The 17,387-nt window shown below is 65.9% G+C and carries 20 protein-coding genes; 7 read left to right on the plus strand and 13 right to left on the minus strand.

Going from position 1 to position 17,387, the window contains the following annotated elements; translation table 11 throughout:
- The coding region (locus VSR72_RS42160; RefSeq protein WP_342958135.1) for a hypothetical protein at positions 1 to 286 on the minus strand (286 nt) is incomplete at its 3' end.
- Between VSR72_RS42160 and fliL the strand changes: the two genes are divergently transcribed.
- The 7 genes from fliL to fliR all read left to right on the plus strand — a co-directional run bounded on the left by fliL (position 201) and on the right by fliR (position 4,797).
- Positions 201 to 704 carry a flagellar basal body-associated protein FliL gene (gene fliL / locus VSR72_RS42165; protein ID WP_342958103.1) on the plus strand — a complete coding sequence of 168 codons (504 nt, stop codon included), beginning with the start codon at positions 201 to 203 and terminating at the stop codon, positions 702 to 704. The two genes, VSR72_RS42160 and fliL, sit on opposite strands and share 86 nt — an antisense overlap.
- Before the next feature lie 46 nt (positions 705 to 750).
- Positions 751 to 1,749 (plus strand): flagellar motor switch protein FliM, encoded by a 999-nt coding sequence (gene fliM, locus VSR72_RS42170; RefSeq protein WP_342958126.1) that lies wholly within the window; start codon positions 751 to 753, stop codon positions 1,747 to 1,749.
- Complete coding sequence (gene fliN / locus VSR72_RS42175; RefSeq protein ID WP_342958104.1) at positions 1,742 to 2,203, plus strand: flagellar motor switch protein FliN; 462 nt, start codon at positions 1,742 to 1,744, stop codon at positions 2,201 to 2,203. The genes fliM and fliN overlap by 8 nt, the downstream gene beginning before the upstream one ends.
- A 137-nt stretch (positions 2,204 to 2,340) precedes the next feature.
- Positions 2,341 to 2,841: a flagellar biosynthetic protein FliO gene (fliO, locus tag VSR72_RS42180; RefSeq protein WP_342958127.1), complete on the plus strand. Its 501-nt coding sequence runs from the start codon at positions 2,341 to 2,343 to the stop codon at positions 2,839 to 2,841.
- Positions 2,842 to 2,943: 102 nt separating this feature from the next.
- Entirely contained in the window at positions 2,944 to 3,684 is a 741-nt protein-coding gene (fliP, locus tag VSR72_RS42185) for a flagellar type III secretion system pore protein FliP (RefSeq protein ID WP_342958128.1), read from the plus strand.
- A 10-nt stretch (positions 3,685 to 3,694) separates the two neighbouring features.
- Positions 3,695 to 3,964, plus strand: coding sequence for a flagellar biosynthesis protein FliQ (gene fliQ / locus VSR72_RS42190; protein ID WP_342958105.1), 270 nt, complete (start codon positions 3,695 to 3,697; stop codon positions 3,962 to 3,964).
- A gap of 41 nt (positions 3,965 to 4,005) precedes the next feature.
- Positions 4,006 to 4,797: a flagellar biosynthetic protein FliR gene (fliR, locus tag VSR72_RS42195; protein WP_342958106.1), complete on the plus strand. Its 792-nt coding sequence runs from the start codon at positions 4,006 to 4,008 to the stop codon at positions 4,795 to 4,797.
- A gap of 97 nt (positions 4,798 to 4,894) precedes the next feature.
- Here the strand turns inward: fliR and flgL are convergent, their stop codons facing one another.
- The 12 genes from flgL to VSR72_RS42255 all read right to left on the minus strand — a co-directional run bounded on the left by flgL (position 4,895) and on the right by VSR72_RS42255 (position 17,181).
- Positions 4,895 to 6,133, minus strand: coding sequence for a flagellar hook-associated protein FlgL (gene flgL / locus VSR72_RS42200; protein WP_342958107.1), 1,239 nt, complete (start codon positions 6,131 to 6,133; stop codon positions 4,895 to 4,897).
- Positions 6,134 to 6,144: 11 nt separating this feature from the next.
- A complete protein-coding gene (flgK, locus tag VSR72_RS42205; RefSeq protein WP_342958108.1) occupies positions 6,145 to 8,163 on the minus strand; it encodes a flagellar hook-associated protein FlgK in 2,019 nt (672 codons plus the stop codon).
- Positions 8,164 to 8,402: 239 nt separating this feature from the next.
- Positions 8,403 to 9,164 (minus strand): flagellar brake protein, encoded by a 762-nt coding sequence (locus VSR72_RS42210; RefSeq protein WP_342958109.1) that lies wholly within the window; start codon positions 9,162 to 9,164, stop codon positions 8,403 to 8,405.
- Between the two features lie 280 nt (positions 9,165 to 9,444).
- Complete coding sequence (flgJ, locus tag VSR72_RS42215; protein ID WP_342958110.1) at positions 9,445 to 10,446, minus strand: flagellar assembly peptidoglycan hydrolase FlgJ; 1,002 nt, start codon at positions 10,444 to 10,446, stop codon at positions 9,445 to 9,447.
- Positions 10,447 to 10,456: 10 nt separating this feature from the next.
- Positions 10,457 to 11,656, minus strand: coding sequence for a flagellar basal body P-ring protein FlgI (locus VSR72_RS42220; protein WP_342958111.1), 1,200 nt, complete (start codon positions 11,654 to 11,656; stop codon positions 10,457 to 10,459).
- Positions 11,650 to 12,306, minus strand: a complete 657-nt coding sequence (locus VSR72_RS42225) for a flagellar basal body L-ring protein FlgH (RefSeq protein ID WP_342958129.1) — start codon at positions 12,304 to 12,306, stop codon at positions 11,650 to 11,652. Before VSR72_RS42225 ends, VSR72_RS42220 begins: the two co-directional genes overlap by 7 nt.
- A gap of 96 nt (positions 12,307 to 12,402) precedes the next feature.
- Positions 12,403 to 13,191, minus strand: coding sequence for a flagellar basal-body rod protein FlgG (flgG, locus tag VSR72_RS42230; RefSeq protein WP_342958112.1), 789 nt, complete (start codon positions 13,189 to 13,191; stop codon positions 12,403 to 12,405).
- A 73-nt stretch (positions 13,192 to 13,264) separates the two neighbouring features.
- Positions 13,265 to 14,023: a flagellar basal-body rod protein FlgF gene (flgF, locus tag VSR72_RS42235; RefSeq protein ID WP_342958113.1), complete on the minus strand. Its 759-nt coding sequence runs from the start codon at positions 14,021 to 14,023 to the stop codon at positions 13,265 to 13,267.
- Positions 14,024 to 14,050: 27 nt separating this feature from the next.
- Positions 14,051 to 15,283 (minus strand): flagellar hook protein FlgE, encoded by a 1,233-nt coding sequence (gene flgE / locus VSR72_RS42240; RefSeq protein ID WP_342958114.1) that lies wholly within the window; start codon positions 15,281 to 15,283, stop codon positions 14,051 to 14,053.
- 38 nt (positions 15,284 to 15,321) lie between these two features.
- A complete protein-coding gene (locus VSR72_RS42245) occupies positions 15,322 to 15,966 on the minus strand; it encodes a flagellar hook assembly protein FlgD (protein ID WP_342958130.1) in 645 nt (214 codons plus the stop codon).
- A 180-nt stretch (positions 15,967 to 16,146) separates the two neighbouring features.
- Complete coding sequence (gene flgC, locus VSR72_RS42250; RefSeq protein WP_133183396.1) at positions 16,147 to 16,572, minus strand: flagellar basal body rod protein FlgC; 426 nt, start codon at positions 16,570 to 16,572, stop codon at positions 16,147 to 16,149.
- Between the two features lie 93 nt (positions 16,573 to 16,665).
- On the minus strand, positions 16,666 to 17,181 hold the full coding sequence (locus VSR72_RS42255; RefSeq protein ID WP_342958115.1) for a flagellar basal body protein: 516 nt from the start codon (positions 17,179 to 17,181) through the stop codon (positions 16,666 to 16,668).
- Between the last annotated feature and the right edge of the window lie 206 nt (positions 17,182 to 17,387).

Raw genomic sequence — 17,387 nt, forward strand, 5'->3', positions numbered from 1 at the left:
GTGTGCGTTCGCCCCAGAGCGCATGACGCATCGCGCGCCCGGCTTGCCGCGGCGCGCAACAAAACCACGAGATAGCCGGAATTCCCCCGTCTATTCCTCCCATCGCTGAAAGGCAAAAGCCGGAACAATGCAGCATGCCCGGACTGACCATCAGGTCGGCGCCCCGGACCCTTGCAAGCATCCCAGGCTGACTTTTCGACATGGCGACCACCACCGCATCCCAGCAAGCAGCGCCCCAGGGCGCGAAACCCGGACCGATGAAGCGCATTATCGTCATCGCGCTCATTGCGATCCTCGCCGCCGCCGCAGCGGGCGGCGCGACGTGGTTCTTCATGTCGCGCCACACGGCGAGCGCGCCGGCCACCCCGGCCGCGGCGCCGCCGGTCGCGCCCGTGTACTACGCGCTCGAGCCGATGACCGTCAACCTGCAGTCCGACGACGGCGAATCGCACTACCTGCGCATCGGCCTCACGCTCAAGCTCGACAACCAGGCCACCCAGGACGCGCTCGTCGCGCGCATGCCCGAGATCCGCAGCCGCCTGTTGCTCGCGCTCTCGAACAAGCATCCGTCCGACCTCGCGCCGCTCGACGGCAAGCGTGCGCTCGCCACCGAGCTCGCCGTGCTGATCTCGCAGCCTTCGGCGGCTAGCGAAAAGCCGATGCACGTCGAGGACGTGCTGTTCACCGAATTCGTCGTCCAGTGAGCGTGGCTGAAATGAATCCCGCGATGGAGGGCCAGTCATCATGACGATGGGTCACGACGAGTTCATGTCCCAGGAGGAGGTCGATGCCCTCCTCAAAGGCGTCACCGGCGAAGTCGATTCCGATTCGAGCGGCTCCGATAAGCAGGGCGTACGGCCCTACAACATCGCGACGCAGGAGCGTATCGTTCGCGGCCGCATGCCGGGCCTCGAAATCATCAACGAGCGCTTCGCGCGCCTGTTGCGCGTCGGCGTCTTCAATTTCATGCGCCGCACCGCCGAGATCTCGGTGGGTCCGGTGCGCGTGCAGAAGTACAGCGAGTTCACCCGCAACCTGCCGATCCCGACGAACCTGAACCTCGTGCACGTGAAACCGCTGCGCGGCACGTCGCTGTTCGTGTTCGACCCGAACCTCGTGTTCTTCGTCGTGGACAACCTCTTCGGCGGCGACGGGCGCTTTCACACGCGTGTGGAAGGCCGCGACTTCACGCAAACCGAACAGCGCATCATCGGCAAGCTGCTCAATCTCGTGTTCGAGCACTACACGACCGCGTGGAAGAGCGTGCGCCCGCTGCAGTTCGAATACGTGCGCTCCGAAATGCATACGCAGTTCGCAAACGTTGCCACGCCCAACGAGATCGTGATCGTCACGCAGTTCTCGATCGAATTCGGGCCGACGGGCGGCACGCTGCACATCTGCATGCCGTACTCGATGATCGAGCCGATCCGCGACGTGCTCGCCTCGCCGCTGCAAGGCGAAGTGCTCGACGTGGACCGCCGCTGGGTGCGCGTGCTCTCGAAGCAGGTGCAGGCCGCCGAAGTCGAGCTCACGGCCGACCTCGCGCAGGTGCCGGTGACGTTCGAGCAGATCCTGAACATGAAGAAGGGCGACGTGCTGCCCATGAACGTCGCGGAGCACATCACCGCCAAGGTGGACGGCGTGCCCGTGATGGAGTGCGGCTACGGAATTTTCAATGGTCAATACGCGTTGCGGGTCCAGAAGATGATCAGCGCAGCCGACACGATGAAGGAAGGTGGATATGAGTGACGTAAACGGCACGAGCGCAGACGAGCCGGTGCTCGACCCGGCGATGGACGTCGCCGCGCAGGACGCGGGCGGCGACTCGTCGCTCGACGACTGGGCGAGCGCGCTCGCGGAGCAGAACAGCAACGAAGCGCCCGCCGCGCAACCGGCGGCCGTGTTCCAGCCGCTCTCGAAGGTCGATTCGACGAAGACGGCCAACGACATCGACATGATTCTGGACATTCCCGTCCAGATGACCGTGGAACTGGGCCGCACCAAGATCGCCATCCGCAACCTGCTGCAGCTCGCGCAGGGCTCGGTCGTGGAACTCGACGGCATGGCCGGCGAGCCGATGGACGTGCTCGTGAACGGCTGCCTCATCGCCCAGGGCGAAGTGGTGGTCGTGAACGACAAGTTTGGCATTCGTCTGACCGACATCATCACGCCGTCCGAGCGGATCCGGAAGCTGAACCGATGAAACCCCAGGCTGTTGCCGGCGCCGCTTCTGGCACCAACGTGCAGCGAGCGGGCAAGTCCCGCGGCGCGCGGGTGCTGCGATTCTCGTGGCGCCTCGCCGTGCACCTCTCGCTCGCCGGCGCCGCCGTTTTCGCGGTCATGAGCGCGCGAGCCGCCGACCTTCAGGCGGTCAACGAAGCCACCCGCGCGGCCTCAACGGCGTCTGGCGCCTCGGCTGTGATCGCCGGCAGCGCAGTCCCCGCGCTCGGTTTCGGCGCGGTTGTGCAGACGGTGCTGGGGCTTGCGCTCGTGATCGGCGTGGTGTTCGGCTGCGCGTGGCTCGCGCGGCGCCTCGGCCTTCAGCACGGCCCGAAGAACGCGCTCGTGAAGACCGTGGGCGGCGCATCGCTCGGCGGCAAGGAGCGCGTGGCTGTGGTCGAGATCGGCGACACCTGGCTCGTGCTGGGCGCCGCGCCCGGCAACGTGCGCCTGCTCCACACGCTGCCCGCGGGCGAACTTCCCGCAGGCGTCGCAGCGGCTGCGCCCAACGCCCCCGCCCTCTCGGGCAACTTCGCTCAGCGCTTTCGTGACGCGCTGAAAAGCGAGGCGAATAAACGCATCAACGCGCGTTTCATGCGTCACGACGGCGGAGCGCAGTAAATGCACGGCAGTTCCCTTTATGCGCCGGGCGCAGGCGGCGACGCCCGCGCGCGCGCGGCTACCCTCGCAAAGATCGCCAGAACGGCGCTGCCGTTCGCGTTGATGCTCGGCGCGGGCGCATTCGCCCTGGCCCTGCCGCACCTCGCGCACGCGCAAGCGGCACAACCGGCGGGGCTGCCCGCCTTCAATACGAGTCCGGGCCCCAACGGCGGCACCACGTATTCGCTGAGCGTGCAGACGATGCTGCTGCTCACGATGCTGTCGTTCCTGCCGGCGATGGTGCTGATGATGACGAGCTTCACGCGCATCATCATCGTGCTCTCGCTGCTGCGCCAGGCGCTCGGCACGACGACCACGCCGCCCAACCAGGTGCTCGTGGGCCTCGCGCTCTTTCTCACGCTGTTCGTGATGTCGCCCGTGCTCGACAAGGCTTACAACGACGGCTACAAGCCGTTCTCGGCCGGCACGATTTCGATGGACGACGCTGTCGCGCGCGGCGTCGCGCCCTTCAAGACCTTCATGCTGCGCCAGACCCGCGAGTCCGACCTCGCGCTCTTCGCGCGCATCTCGCACGCGGCGCCCATGCAAGGCCCCGAGGACGTGCCGCTCACGCTGCTCGTGCCCTCGTTCGTCACGAGCGAGCTGAAGACGGGCTTCCAGATCGGCTTCACGATCTTCATCCCGTTTCTCATCATCGACCTGGTGGTGGCGAGCGTGCTGATGTCGATGGGTATGATGATGGTCTCGCCCGCCACGATCTCGCTGCCGTTCAAGCTCATGCTGTTCGTGCTGGTGGACGGCTGGCAACTGCTGATCGGCTCGCTCGCGCAGAGCTTCACCTGAGGACACTGACATGACGCCCGAAATGGTCATGACGCTTTCCCACGAAGCCATGTATGTGGCGCTCCTGCTTGCCGCGCCGCTGTTGCTCGTGTCGCTCGTCGTGGGTCTGGTGGTGAGCCTGTTCCAGGCGGCCACGCAGATCAACGAGTCCACGCTCTCGTTCATCCCGAAGCTGATCGCCATTGCGGTCACGCTCGTGATCGCCGGGCCGTGGATGCTCACGACGATGATCGACTACATGCACCGCATCTTCACGAGCATTCCGCAGCTCGCAGGCTAGGCCGCGCCGCTGCGCTTTCGGCGCCCCTCTTCCCGCACACGATGTTCACGGTCACTTACGCGCAGCTCAACGCCTGGCTCACGGCGTTCCTCTGGCCGTTCACGCGCATTCTGGCGCTCATGGCGGTCGCGCCCGTGGTGGGCAACCGCTCCGTGCCGACGCGTGTGAAGATCGGGCTCGCGGGCTTCGTCACGCTGATCGTCGCGCCTACGCTCGGCGCAATGCCGCAGGTCACGGTGTTTTCCGCCGAGGGCGTGTGGATCCTCCTCAACCAGTTCCTGATCGGCGTTGCGCTCGGCTTCACGATGCAGCTCGTCTTCGCCGTCGTGACCGCCGCGGGCGACATGATGAGCCTCGGCATGGGTCTGGGCTTCGCGAGCTTCTTCGACCCGCAGGCCAACACCAGCACGCCCGCGCTCTCCTCGTGGCTGAACATGATGGCGATGCTCGCCTTCCTCGTGTTCGACGGCCATCTGCAGATGCTCGCGGCGCTCGTCGCCACGTTCCAGACGCTACCGGTCACGGCGAGCGTGCTGGGCGCGTCGGGCTGGCAGCTCATCGCGAACTATGGCGCGACGATACTCACCTCGGGACTGCTGCTCTCGCTGCCAGTGGTGGTCGCGCTCCTCATCACCAATCTTTCGCTCGGCATTCTGAACCGCGCGGCCCCGCAGATCGGCATCTTCCAGATCGGCTTCGCGCTCACGATGCTCGTGGGCATGCTGCTTATCCAGCTCATGATGCCGAACCTGATTCCCTACTTCGCGCGCCTGTTCGACAGCGGCATCGACCAGATGGGCCGCGTGGCCGCCGGGCTGCGCCCGCCGGGTTGAAGCCCTGGGCTTCGCCAGTGCGCAGGCGGCAATCACACGAGGCAACAAAAAAGCGGACCGAAGTCCGCTTTTTTTCGACCGCCCGACGCCTCGCGCGTCAGGGGTTGATGTACTGGAACAGCGAGAGGTTCTGCGTCGCGGCAAAGCTCTTCTGCGAGGCCGTGAGCGCATTCGAAAGCTGCTCGTACTGGCTGATCGCCGCCACCGTGTTGGTGCTCATGATGTCGTCGAGATTCGACGTGATCTGCAGCGAGTTGGTCGACGTGACCGTCTGCAACGCTTTCACTTCCTGCTCGCGGCCGCCCACCGAAGCCTGCACCGTGGTGACGTTCGAGATCGAGTTGCCGAGCTGGGTCAAGCCCGTGTTCAGCGCGTTGGTCATGTTCGCGACGCCGGTCGGTGTGTTGCCCGTGGCCGTGTTCAGCGCGCTGATGATGTTGTCGATGCTGGCGAACACGTCGGAGTTCTGCGACGACGTGGCGGGCGTGACGCCAAACGCGTCGCCCGAGACCGGCGTGCCCGACATCGTCACGCTCATGCCGCTGCCGAGCTGGATCGCCGAGCCTTCCGTGTACGCGATCGGCGTGGCGGACGTCGTGCCCGTGGTCTTGTCGGTCACCGTGTAGGCCAGATTGCCGCTGCTGTCGGTGGTGAAGTTGATCGCGTAGCTGTCGTTGTTGGTCGCCTGCGTAGGATCCGACACCGTCACGGCGCTGATCACGCCCGTGCCGGTGTTCGTCAAGCTGCCCGAGGGCACGATATCCGTGCCCACGGCCTGCACGCTCTGGAACACCGACGAGCCCGTGTCGCCCACGGCGAGCGTGCGCGTGCCGGCCACCTGCATCACGCGCTGGCCCGAGTCGCCGTTGTAGGTCACGCCGCCGCCCGACTTGTTCGTGAACACCTGCGCCGTGGTCTGGAATCCGGCGAAGATGTAATTGCCCGTGCCGTCCGTCGTGTTGGCGAGCGTGAGCAGCTGGTTGCGGTAGCCCTCCATCTGCTTGGCGATCGCCTGGCGGTCGTTGTCGTTGAGCGAGCCGTTCTGCGCCGAGATCACGAGCGAGTTGATGTTCGTCAGCATCGTATTGACGCTCGAGAGCGTCGTGTCTTCCAGCTGCAGCGCGGTGAGCGCCGTGGACTGGTTCGACGTGTACTGCGTGAGCGTCGCGCTGGTCGCGGAAAGCGTGACCGCCTGGGCGGCGCCGAGCGGATCGTCGCCGGGATTCGAGATCGCCTGGCCGCTCGAGATCTGCTGCTGGACCTGCAGGAGCTGGGACTGCTGGTTTTCCATCGTCGAGACGCTGGAGGTGTAAATCTGGGAAGTCGCGATACGCATGGGTCAGCGCCTCACTGGAAAATGCCGAGCAGGGTCTGGAACAGCGTCGCCGCCGTCTGGATCACCTTGCTGTTGGCCTGATAGAGCTGCTGGTACTGCAGCAGGTTCGCCGCCTCTTCGTCGAGGTTCACGCCCTGCACCGATTGCTGCTGCGAGGTGAGCTGCGTGACGAGCGATTGCTGCGAGGTGCTCGACGCCTTGAGCTGGCTCGCCGTGTTGCCGATCGTGTTGACGTAGTCCGAGTACGCCGAAGTCAGCGTATTCGAGCCCGTGAACGCCGTGCTCGACGTGAGATTCGAGAGCGCGAGCGCGTTACGGCCGTCCTGCGTGCCGCTGCTGTTCTTTGTGATCGTGAAGGTGTCGCCGCTCGAGGGCGTGCCGTTCAGCGTGAAGCTGACGTTGTTCGTGGTGCCGCCGCTCGAGTCCGTGGCGCCGACGATCGTAAACGTCGCGCCCGTGCTCGGGTCGTAGTTCACGCTCGGGGTGGTCGCGCTGATCGTGACCGTCGTCGGCGTGGTCGATCCGGGCACGGTGATCTGCACCTGCGTCCCGTTCGGGAACCCGCTCAGCGTGCCGGCCGTGCTGCTCGACGACGTATAGGTCAGCGTGAGCGGCGTGGCCGAGGTCGAATAGCCCGCACTGACCGAGCCCTGCGAAATCGTGCCCGTGCCGGCGTTGGTCGTGGCGGCCGAAACGACCACCGGCGTAGCCGCCGCGATGGCTGCCGGGTCCGTGGTCGCGACCGAGAAGCTCGCGAGCGCACCGGCCGTCGGCTGGATCGCGAACGTGTCGCCCTTGCTCACCGTGCCCGTAGGCGTAATCGAGAAGCCGCCGATCGTGATCGGCGCGGTGCCGTTCGGCTGCGTATCGACGAGCTTGTTCGTCGTCGTGTCCGTGAGGTTCCAGTTGCTGCCGTCGTAGCTCAGCGAGTAGTTGTCGGTGGGCGGCTGCGTGGAGTTCGTGAGCGTCGCGCTGACCGAGGTCGACGGGTCGGGGTTCGTCGAGCTCGCCGTGACGATCGGGTTGCCCACCGTGAAGAGGGCGCCGCCGCTGCCGCCCGAGAGCGTGAGACCAAGCGCGTTCTGCGCGTTCACCTGCGCGGTGAAGCTCGTGACGATCGCGCCCAGTTGCGACTCAGCCGGATCGAGCGTGTTCTGCACGAACGAGACGAGCCCGCCCACGGTGCCGCCTTGCACGGCGGACGCGTTGAGCACCTGCGGCGTGCCGAGCGACGACGCGCTCGCGCCGTTCAAGCCCACCCACGTCACCTGCAGTTCGGACGGGTTGGTGCTCGTCGGCTGGGTGCCGAGGTTGTAGCTCTGGTCGCTCACCACGAGCGGCTGGCCGTTGCCGAGGAACACGCTGTAGCCGCTGCTGCCCTGCACCACCTGGACGCCCACGAGCTGCGAGAGGTTCGCAACCGCCTGGTCGCGCTGGTCGAGCAGCTGGTTGGGCTGCTGGCCGCCCGAGCTTGCCGCCGTGATCTGCGCGTTGAGGCTGGCGATCTGCTGGGTGTAGGTGTTGATCTGCGAGACCGAGCTCGTGAGCTGCGTATTCACGCTCTGGCGCATCGAGTCGTACTGCTGGCTCGCGGCGTTGATCTGGGTGGCGAGCGTCTGCGCGTCGGAGAGCACGGTCTGGCGCGTCGCGGTATCCGAAGGCGCGTTCGAAACGTTCTGCAGGCCCGTGAAGAAGTTCGTGATCGCGGTGGAGATGCCCGCCGTCGGGCTGCCCACGAGGTTCGCGAGCTGCGTGGCGAGGTTGTACGAGGCCGTGTACGCACTGCTGGACGACTGCGCGTTGTTGACAGCCGTCGTGAGGTACTGGCTGTACGCGCGCTGCACGGTCGCGGTGGTGACGCCGCTGCCGATATAGCCGCTCGACGTGTACTGACCAGCCGATTCCTGGTACACCGGCGACTCGACGGTGTAGCCCGCAGTGGTCGAGTTGCTGATGTTCTCGCCGGTGGTCGAGATACCAATCTGCGCCGCCTGCAGGCCGCTCAGACCGATCGAGAAAATGTTGGACATGCGTGATCCTCGAAAGCGGCCTGCCCCCCTGGCAAACCGCGTGGTGTACTCACGGTATAACGGCAGCGCACTGCAAAAATTGAGCGCCCGATGGGGGTAAAACCCGGGGCGAAAACGTTAGCGCGCGCGTGCGTGTATCCACGTGCGCGCCGGCCGCGCGGCGGGCGAACCGGCGCAACTTGCGCTGCGCCGGCCAGGTGATGCGGATTGTGCGGGTGATGCGGGTGAGGCGGTGCTGATCAGGCGCGCGCGAGTGCGCGGCGCTTCATCTCGAGCTGCGTGATATAGCGCTGCAGCGTGTTCTCGGCGGAACCGGGCAGCGCGTCGAAGCGAAAGCCCATGTGATAGCGGCGATCGCCGTTGGGCAGGTCGATGAAGCGCAGCACGACGAGCCCGAGATCCACGCGCAGCTTGCCGTGCGAGCGCAGGTCGAGTTCGACGTCGGCCATCACGAGCCCCATCGGGAGCTCGGCCACGCGCTCGTCGGTCGTGCGCAGCCCGAGGCCGCCGAGCGAGAGATCGTGCACCTCGTACGCGAAGCGCGGGCCGCCGCTCGGCAGCTCGCCTCGGCAGATGCACGGCTCGAGCACGGGCGTGTCGACGCGGAAGTACTCGCGCCGCTGCACGTAGAACAGCACTTCGGGGAAATCGGCTTCGAACGCGGGGCGCCCTTCGAACTCGGTGCGCCGCGGCGTGGCCGTCTTGAACTCCACGCGCACGCCGTCGGGCGACGCGTGGAACAGGCACTCGGGCGCGGCGAGCACGCCGGTGTTCTGCTCGGGCATCGCGCCCCAGTCGAACACGAAAGTGCGCTCGCGCCCGTTGACGGCCAGAATGCGCGTGACGAGCTGTCCGCCGCGATACTGGAGGGTCAGGAAGTCACCGCGATTGACGAGATTGCGTAGCTGGACGCCGATCTCGAGGGGATTGCGGCGCCCGAAATCGTGGGAACCTTCCGCGCCCTCGCCTGCTTCCTGTGGATTCGACTGAACGGTATTCATGGGCCTGCCGGAAATTCGTGAACGTGCCGGCGCGCCTGCGGACCCTTTCCGCGCGCGCCGTTCGGGCGGTCTGACTGCCCGGATTGCTTTTCCATCTCGCCTGCATTAGCGGCAGACATGACGAAAAAGTTTAGGGATCGGCGTAAAAAAAATGGACCTTTTCCCTGCATGAAACACGCGCGCGCAGCTTCTTCCGGCAACTGCGCGGTGGCAACGTTTGCGGTCGCCTAATTGACGCCAACCGCGACGACAGCCGTCCAGCCCGCTGTTGGGCCGGCGCTCAGGCCATCCGCTGCATGATCGTCAGCAGCTTTTTCGCGTAGTGCGGGTCGGTGGCATAGCCCGCTCGCTGCATGCCGTGCGCGAAGCCCTCGGCGCTCTTCGAGCCGTTGATCACCGACGCGTAGCGCGGGTTGCTCTTGAGCAGCGTGGCGTAGTCGGTCATCGCGTCTTCGTACGAGTCGTAGGCGCGGAACTTCTCCACCACGCGATGCGGCTGGCCGTTCACGTACTCGGTCGTGACCGTCGAGACGGTCTTGCCGGTCCAGTCCTTGCTCGCCTTGATGCCGAACACGTTGTGGCTCGTCGAGCCGTCGGCGTTCTTGATCTCGCGCTTGCCCCAGCCCGATTCGAGCGCGGCCTGGCCGAGAATGAAGCGCGCCGGAATGCCCGTGGTCGAGCTGGCCTGCTGCGCGGCATTGGCGAGCTTGTCGACGAAAGCGTCCACCGAGGCGTCGCCGTTGCCCTTGATCGGCGGCGTGAGCGCGCTGTTGCCGCTGTAGCCCGAGCCGCTGGCGAGCGCGCCGTTGGCCGACGCGTTGCCGTAGGCGCGCCCGAGCGCGTTGAGCATGGCCAGGTTGCCTTCGCTCGCGTCCTTGCCCGACAGGCCCGAGATCGCGCCCGCCACGCCGCCTGCACCACCGGCGCCACCCGCGCCATCGGCGCCGGCAGCACCACCCATGGTGCGCATGAGCTGCTTGAGCATGGCGTTCGCCACGCCGATGCCCTTGTTCGACATCTGCTGCGCGAGCTGCTGGTCCATCATCGAGGTGAACTGCGCGCCGTCGTGCGAGTCGAGCGGGCCGTCGTCGGGCGTCGCGTCGCGCATGCTCTTGAGCATCATCTGCGTGAAGACCGCGTCGAACTGCTTCGCGGCCATCTTCACGCCCTGCTGGGGCGAAGCGTTCGCCGCGGCGCGCATCGAGTCGAAGCCCTGCACGTCGAGTGCGAAGCGGTTGGTGAGGTCGAGGCTGCCGCCGCCGATGTTGTTCGTATTATCCAAGTTACACCCCTTAGATGATCTCGAGATCGGCGCGCAGTGCACCCGCCGCCTTCATCGCCTGCAGGATCGACATGAGATCCGCCGGCGTGGCTCCCAGCGCGTTGAGCGCCTTCACGACCTCGGCGAGATTGGCGCCCGCCGTGACGAGCTTGAGCGCTCCGTTGTCCTGCTTCAACTGGATCTGCGACTGGCGCGTCGCCACTGTCTGGCCGTTGGAGAACGCGCCGGGCTGGCTCACCGCCGTCTGCGTGTTCACGACGACCGAGAGATTGCCGTGCGCGACCGCGCAGCTCTCCAGCGTCACCATCTGGTTCATGACGATCGAGCCGGTGCGCGCGTTCAGGATCACCTTCGCGGCCGGCGTGGCCGGATTCACGTTGAGGTCCTGGATCTGGGCGATAAAGCCCACCTGCGACGCCGGATCGGCCGGCCCGCGCACCTGGATCGTGCGGCCGTCGAGCGGCGAAGCCGTGCCCGGGCCGAACATGTTGTTGACGGCCGAAACGATGCGCTGCGTCGTGTCGTAGTCCATGTCGTTGACGGTCAGCGTGAGGAGACCGCCTTGCTGCGAGACCGGCGAGATCACCGAGCGCTCGACGATCGCCCCGCCCGCAATGCGGCCCGCGGCGAGCTGGTTCACCTGCACCTTGCTGCCGTTGGCTGACGCGCCCGCGCCGCCCACGGCCACGTTGCCCTGGGCGAGCGCGTAGACCTGGCCGTCGGCGCCCTTGAGCGGCGTGAGCAGCAGCGTGCCGCCGCGAATGCTCTTCGCGTTGGCGAGCGACGACACGGTGATGTCGATCTGCTCGCCCGGCCGCGCGAACGGCGGCAGCACGGCCGTCACCATCACCGCGGCGACGTTCTTCAACTGCATGTTGTTGAGCGTCGACGAGGAACCCGACGAGCTCGACGTGTTGTTGATCGAGATGCCGAGGTTCGCGAGCATGTTCGCGAGCGTCTGCGTCGTGAACGGCGCCTGGGTCGTCTGGTCGCCCGTGCCGTCGAGGCCCACCACGAGGCCGTAGCCGATTAGCGGGTTGTCGCGCACGCCCTGGAAGGTCGCGAGGTCTTTCACGCGCTCGGCGCGTGCGGGCGTCGCGTAGGCGACGAGCGCGCCGCAGGCGACGACGAAGCCGAACGCCACGCCCAGGGCGGCGAGCACGTCCTTCACGCGCGAGCGGCGCGAACGATGGAAGCGGATCTTTACCATGGCGCGATGTTCAGGAAGAAGCGTTGCAGCCAGCCCATCGTCTCGGCTTCGTCGATCACGCCTTTCGCGGAGTATTCGATCTTTGCGTCGGCGACGTCGGTCGAGAGCACGGAGTTGTCTCCGGCAACGGTGTTCGGATTGACGACGCCGGAAAAGCGCACGTATTCATTGCCCTGGTTGATGAGCATCTGCTTCTCGCCGGACACGACGAGATTGCCGTTGGGCAGCACGTTCGTCACGGTCACGGTGATGACGCCCGTGAACGTGTTCGAAGCGTTCGCGCCGCCCGTGGAGTCGAACTGGTTCGCGCCCGAAGCCGTGAGGTTCGCGCGCGAGAAGAAGCCCGGCGCGAAGCCCGCGACCGGCGCGGAGAAGTTCGTGCTGCCGCCGCGCTTGGTGTTCGCGCCCGATGACTTGGTCGCGTTGATGTTTTCGGAGATGACGATCGTGAGGATGTCGCCGGTATTGCGCGGACGCTGGTCCTCGAAGAGCGGCCGTCCCGCGTAGCCCGGGTTGTAGATGGCGCCCGGCGAGCTGTTCGCGGGCGGCATGGGCGGCACGGCCGTCATCGGCTGCTGCACGATAGGCTGCTTGTTCGGAATGTAGGCGCAGCCCGCCAGCATCGCGAGCGCCACAGCCGGCACGAGCATGCGGGCGTTGCCCGGACGCCGTGCGCGGCTGCGAGGATGGTTTCGAACGGACTGCGACATATTCTTCACCGACTTGATTAACCAGGTAACTCGACCTCAGACCTGCATCTGGCTGAGGGTTTGCAGCATCTGGTCAGAAGTGGTGACCGCCTTGCTGTTGATTTCATAGGCGCGCTGCGTCTCGATCATGTTCACGAGCTCTTGCACGACGTTCACGTTCGACGATTCCACGTAGCCCTGATTGAGCGTGCCCGAACCGTTCTGGCCCGGCGTGGAAACCGTGGGCGCACCCGACGAAGCCGTTTCCGACATCAGGTTCTGCCCGTTCGACTGCAGGCCGGCCGGGTTGATGAACATGGCGAGCTGCAGCGTGCCGATCGTCGTGTTGTTGGCCGAACCCGGCGTCGTGACAGTGACCACACCGTCGCTGCCGATGGTGAGCGAGGTGGCGTTGGCGGGCACCGTGATCGCCGGGATCACCTGGTAGCCGCTCGCCGTCACGAGCTGGCCTTGCGAGTTGGTCTGGAACGAGCCGTCGCGCGTGTAGTTCGTCGTGCCGTCGGGCATCTGCACCTGGAAGAAGCCCGCGCCGTTGACCGCCACGTCCTTCGAGTTGCCGGTCTGCTGCAGGTTGCCCTGCGTGTAGAGACGCTCGGTGGCTACCTGCTGCACGCCCGTGCCCACCTGGCTGCCCGAGGGCAGTTCGGTTTGCTGGGTCGAATTCGCACCCGGCTGGCGCAGCGTCTGGTACATGAGGTCCTCGAACACTGCGCGCGAGCCCTTGAAGCCATTGGTGCTCACGTTCGCGAGGTTGTTCGAGATCACGTCCATCTGCGACTGCTGGGCCTGCATGCCGGTGGCGGCGATGTAAAGCGATCGGTTCACGGTGTATTTCTCCCGGTCCGGCTCCCGCGGCGCATTGCGCTTCGCGAGGCGACCTTCATTTGCCTGAAATGACTTAGCTAAAGTTGAGCAGCTGGTTCGCGGTCTGCTCGTTCTGGTCGGCGTTCGAGAGCAGCTTGGTCTGCATCTGGAACTGGCGCGCGTTGGTGATCATCGAGACCATCGCCGCGACCGGATTCACGTTGCTGCCCTCGACCGACTCGGTCGCAACCTGCACGGTCTGGTCCGCGTCGGCGGGGTTGCCGTCCGACGTGTGGAAAAGACCGTCGTCGCCGCGCGTGAGCGCACCTGCCGGCGGGTTGACGAACTTGATCTGGTCGATCATGGCGATCGCGTTGGCGGGGCTGCCCGGCGCGATGGCCGAAACCGTGCCGTCCTTGCCGATCGTGATCGCCGAACCCGGCGGCACCGCGATCGGGCCGCCGCCGCCGATCACCTGCTGGTTGGCAGCCGTGACGAGCTGGCCGTTTTCATCGACGTGCAGGTTGCCGGCGCGCGTATAGGCCTCGTTGCCGTCGGCCGTCTGCACGGCCATGAAACCCTGGCCCTGAATGGCGATGTCGAGCGGGTTGCCGGTATGCGAGATCGCACCGGGCGTCATGTCCGAGCCAGGTGTCGCCGAGAGCACGTAGGTGCGCGTGGTCTGGTCGTTCACCGTCGAGCCGTCGCCGAACGACATCGGCACGGCGCGAAAGTTGGCGAGCTGCGCGCGAAAGCCCGTGGTCGAGACGTTCGCGAGGTTGTTCGCGACGACGGCCTGCTGCTCGAGCGCCTGGCTCGCGCCCGTCATCGCGGTATAGATCAGTCGGTCCATGATGTGCCCGGTACGTGGTTAGGCGCGTTACATCTGCAGCAGCGTCTGGTCGACGGTCTGCTGCGTCTTGATGGTCTGCGCGTTCGCCTGATAGTTGCGCTGGGCCGTGATCAGGTCGACGAGCTGGTTCGTCAGGTCGACGTTCGACGATTCGAGCGCGCCGCCCGTGAGCGTGCCGTGGTTCGTGCTGCCCGGCGTGGAGACCTGCGCGACGCCCGAAGCCGACGTTTCCTGGAACTGGTTGCCGCCCAGGTTCACGAGGCCGTTCGGGTTGTTGAAGTTGGCGAGCACGATCTGGCCGAGCGCCATGGTCTGGCCGTTCGAGTAGTTGCCGGTGATGGTGCCGTCCGCGCCGATCGAGAAGTTCGAGAGCGTGCCGCTCGGGTAGCCGTCCTGCGCGAGGTTGTTCACGCCGTTCGCACTGCCGTACTGCGTCGTGCCGCTCACGTCGATCGTGATCTTCTGACCCGTGGCGGAGCCGTCGGTCGGGTTGATGGTGAGCGTGAAGGTGTTGTTCGCGCCCGAGGTCCCGCCCGAGGTGCCCGTGAGCGTGCCCGAGGTGCCGAAGTTCATCGCGCCGAGGTCGGTCATCGTGCCGCCCGCCACGCCGCCGTAGACTTCGGCCGTGCCGGTCGCGGTCTGCACGTAGTAGAGGTTGATCTGCTGCTTGCCGCCGAGCGAGTCGTAGCCCGTGATCGAGGTCGAGTAGCTGTAGGTGGTCGAATCGTTCGGATCGAACGTCGAAGTCGCCGGAATCGTCGTGGCCTGCGCGTTCAGGTTCACCTGCGCCGTGACTTTCGTCGTCGCGACCGGTGCGATGTTCGTGGTCGGCACCTGCAGCGGCACGGTTTGCGCCGTATTGACCACGCCCGTCGAATCGGCGGCATAGCCCATCAGGTCGTTGCCCGATGCGTCGGTGATATAGCCGTTCTTGTTGAGCTGGAACACGCCGTTACGCGAGTACGTGATCGAGCCGTTGTTCGACATCTGGAAGAAGCCGTTGCCGTTGATGGCGACGTTCAGCGCCTGGCCGGTCGTGTTGATCGTGCCTTGCGCGAAGTCCTGCTGCACGGTCTGCAGCGAAGCGCCGAGGCCGATCTGGTTGCCCACCGACGTCGCGATGGTGTTCGCGTAGACGTCGGCGAACTGCGCCGTGCTCTGCTTGAAGCCAACGGTGTTCGCATTGGCGATGTTGTTGCCGATCACGTCGAGGTCGTTCGACGACGCGGCGAGGCCGCTCAATCCTTGCTGGTAGCCCATGGTTGTCTACTCCGCGCTTTTCGCGTTGGTTATCGTGTTCAGAGAATGGCGCCGACGCTCGAAAGCGCGACCGTTTTGCCGTTGGCGAGCGAGAGGCTCGCCGTGCCGTCCGACTGCTGGACCACGCCCTGCACCTGGCTCGCGACGAGCGCGGTTGCAGTGGCGGACTGGCCGTTGGTCGTCGCGCTGGCGGTGATCGTGTAGGTGCCGTCCGCGACCGTGTTGCCCGCCGTGTCCTTGCCGTTCCAGGTCACCGGCACGGTGCCCGCCGACTGCGCGCCAAGGTCGAGCGTGTTGACGACCTGGCCTGCCGAGTTGGTGATCGTGAGCTTCACGTCCGACACCGCCGCCGGCAGCGTGACGCCAAGTTGTGGCGCCGAGCCGCTCGACACGGCGGCGCTGCTGCCCGGGGCGAGCACGGTCGAGCCGATCAGCAGCGCGGCCTGCGCGTTCTGACCAGCCGAAAGCTGCGTGGAGAGCGACGACAGCGACGTATTGAGCTGCTGGATGCCCGACACCGTGTTGATCTGGGCGAGCTGCGAGGTCATCTGCGAGCTGTCCATCGGATTGGTCGGGTCCTGGTTCTGCAATTGCGCGACGAGCATCCGCAAGAAGGTGGTCTGCAGGTCGCTCGCGCTCGTGCCGCTCGTCGACGAGCTCGAACTCGAACTCGTGCCGTTCATGGTGTCGAGCAGTTGCTGCGACACGGTGGCGGTGCTGCCGCCGATGGTTGTGTTGCTGGAACTCAACGCGTTCTCCCTCGATTGCGCTTCGTGCTTGGCGTGTGGTGGTGGCGGGCGTGTCTTCGTTGCGCGCCCGCTGGTCTCTGTATTACTGCGGTGTGCTGTACTTCAGGTTCCGCTTCAGGTCCCGATCGTCAACGTCTTGAGCATCAACGTCTTGGCCGTGTTCAGCGTTTCGACGTTGGCCTGGTACGAGCGCGACGCCGAGATCATGTTCACCATCTCCTGCACCGGATCGACGTTGGGCATCGTCACGTAGCCGTCCGCGTTGGCGGAGGGATTGTCGGGGTCGTACGTCTGCTTCATGGGCGTGGGGTCGTCCACCACGCCGGTCACCCTCACGCCGCCCACCTGCTGGCCCGAGGCCGTGCGCGCGCCGCCGAGCGGATTCACCGCGAACACGACCTGCTTCGCCTTGTACGGCTGGCCGTCGGGGCCGGTCGTACTGTCGGCGTTGGCGAGATTGGACGCCGTCACGTTCAGACGCTGCGATTCCGCCGTCATGGCGGAGCCCGCAACGCTGAAAATGTTCATCAGGGATGGCATGGTTTCGTTGACCTCACATCAGGTGCGCGTCACGCGCGCGTTGGTCGTTCATGGCTTCGTTACTGCGTTTTCCGGCTGCGCTGCCTGCGTCGATCAGCTCGAACCCGAGGTGATCGCGGACATCATCGTCTTGATCTGCTGCGAGACGACCGTCATGCCGGACTCGAAGTGCAGCGCGTTGTCGGCGAACTGCACGCGTTCGGTGTCGAGGTCGACCGTGTTGCCGTCGAGCGCGGGCTGCACCGGCGTGCGGTACATGAGCTGGCTCTTGTAGGCATCGGTCGGACCGCCCGTCGGGATCAGCTTCGCGTCGCCGGCCATGTGGCCCGACTCCGTGGCCGCCATCGTCATGCCGCTGGTCACGCCCGCGGGCTGCGCCATGGCGAGCGGCTGGGCGTTGCCGCCCGAGGTGGCCGTCATGCCCACCGTACCGCCGGCGCCTTGCTGGCGCAGTGCGCCCGCGAGCGAGGCCGAGAAGTCCACGTCGCGCGCCTGGTAGCCCGGCGTGTCGGCGTTCGCGATGTTCGAAGAGATCAATGCCTGCCGCGTGGCGCGCACATCGAGCGCTTCGCGCCCAAAGGCGAATTCGGCATCGAGTTTGTCCAGCATCGGGCGTTCTCCGTGAAACGAAAAGGATTCGGCGTGAGCGCGGCGGGCTCGCCAAAAGGCGGGGAAACCGGCGCAAACGTTAGGCGCGTGGTCCGAAGGCCTTTGCGCATGGAGTGGAATATTAGGCGGGGGTGGCAAGAACCAATCGGACGAATAGCCGGTAAAGCGCCCCTCTATTCGACGCAAGCGCCCGGGGGCCGCCGCCT

Origin of the sequence: Paraburkholderia sp. JHI869, assembly GCF_038900775.1 — a bacterium.
Classification (GTDB): Bacteria; Pseudomonadota; Gammaproteobacteria; order Burkholderiales; family Burkholderiaceae; genus Paraburkholderia.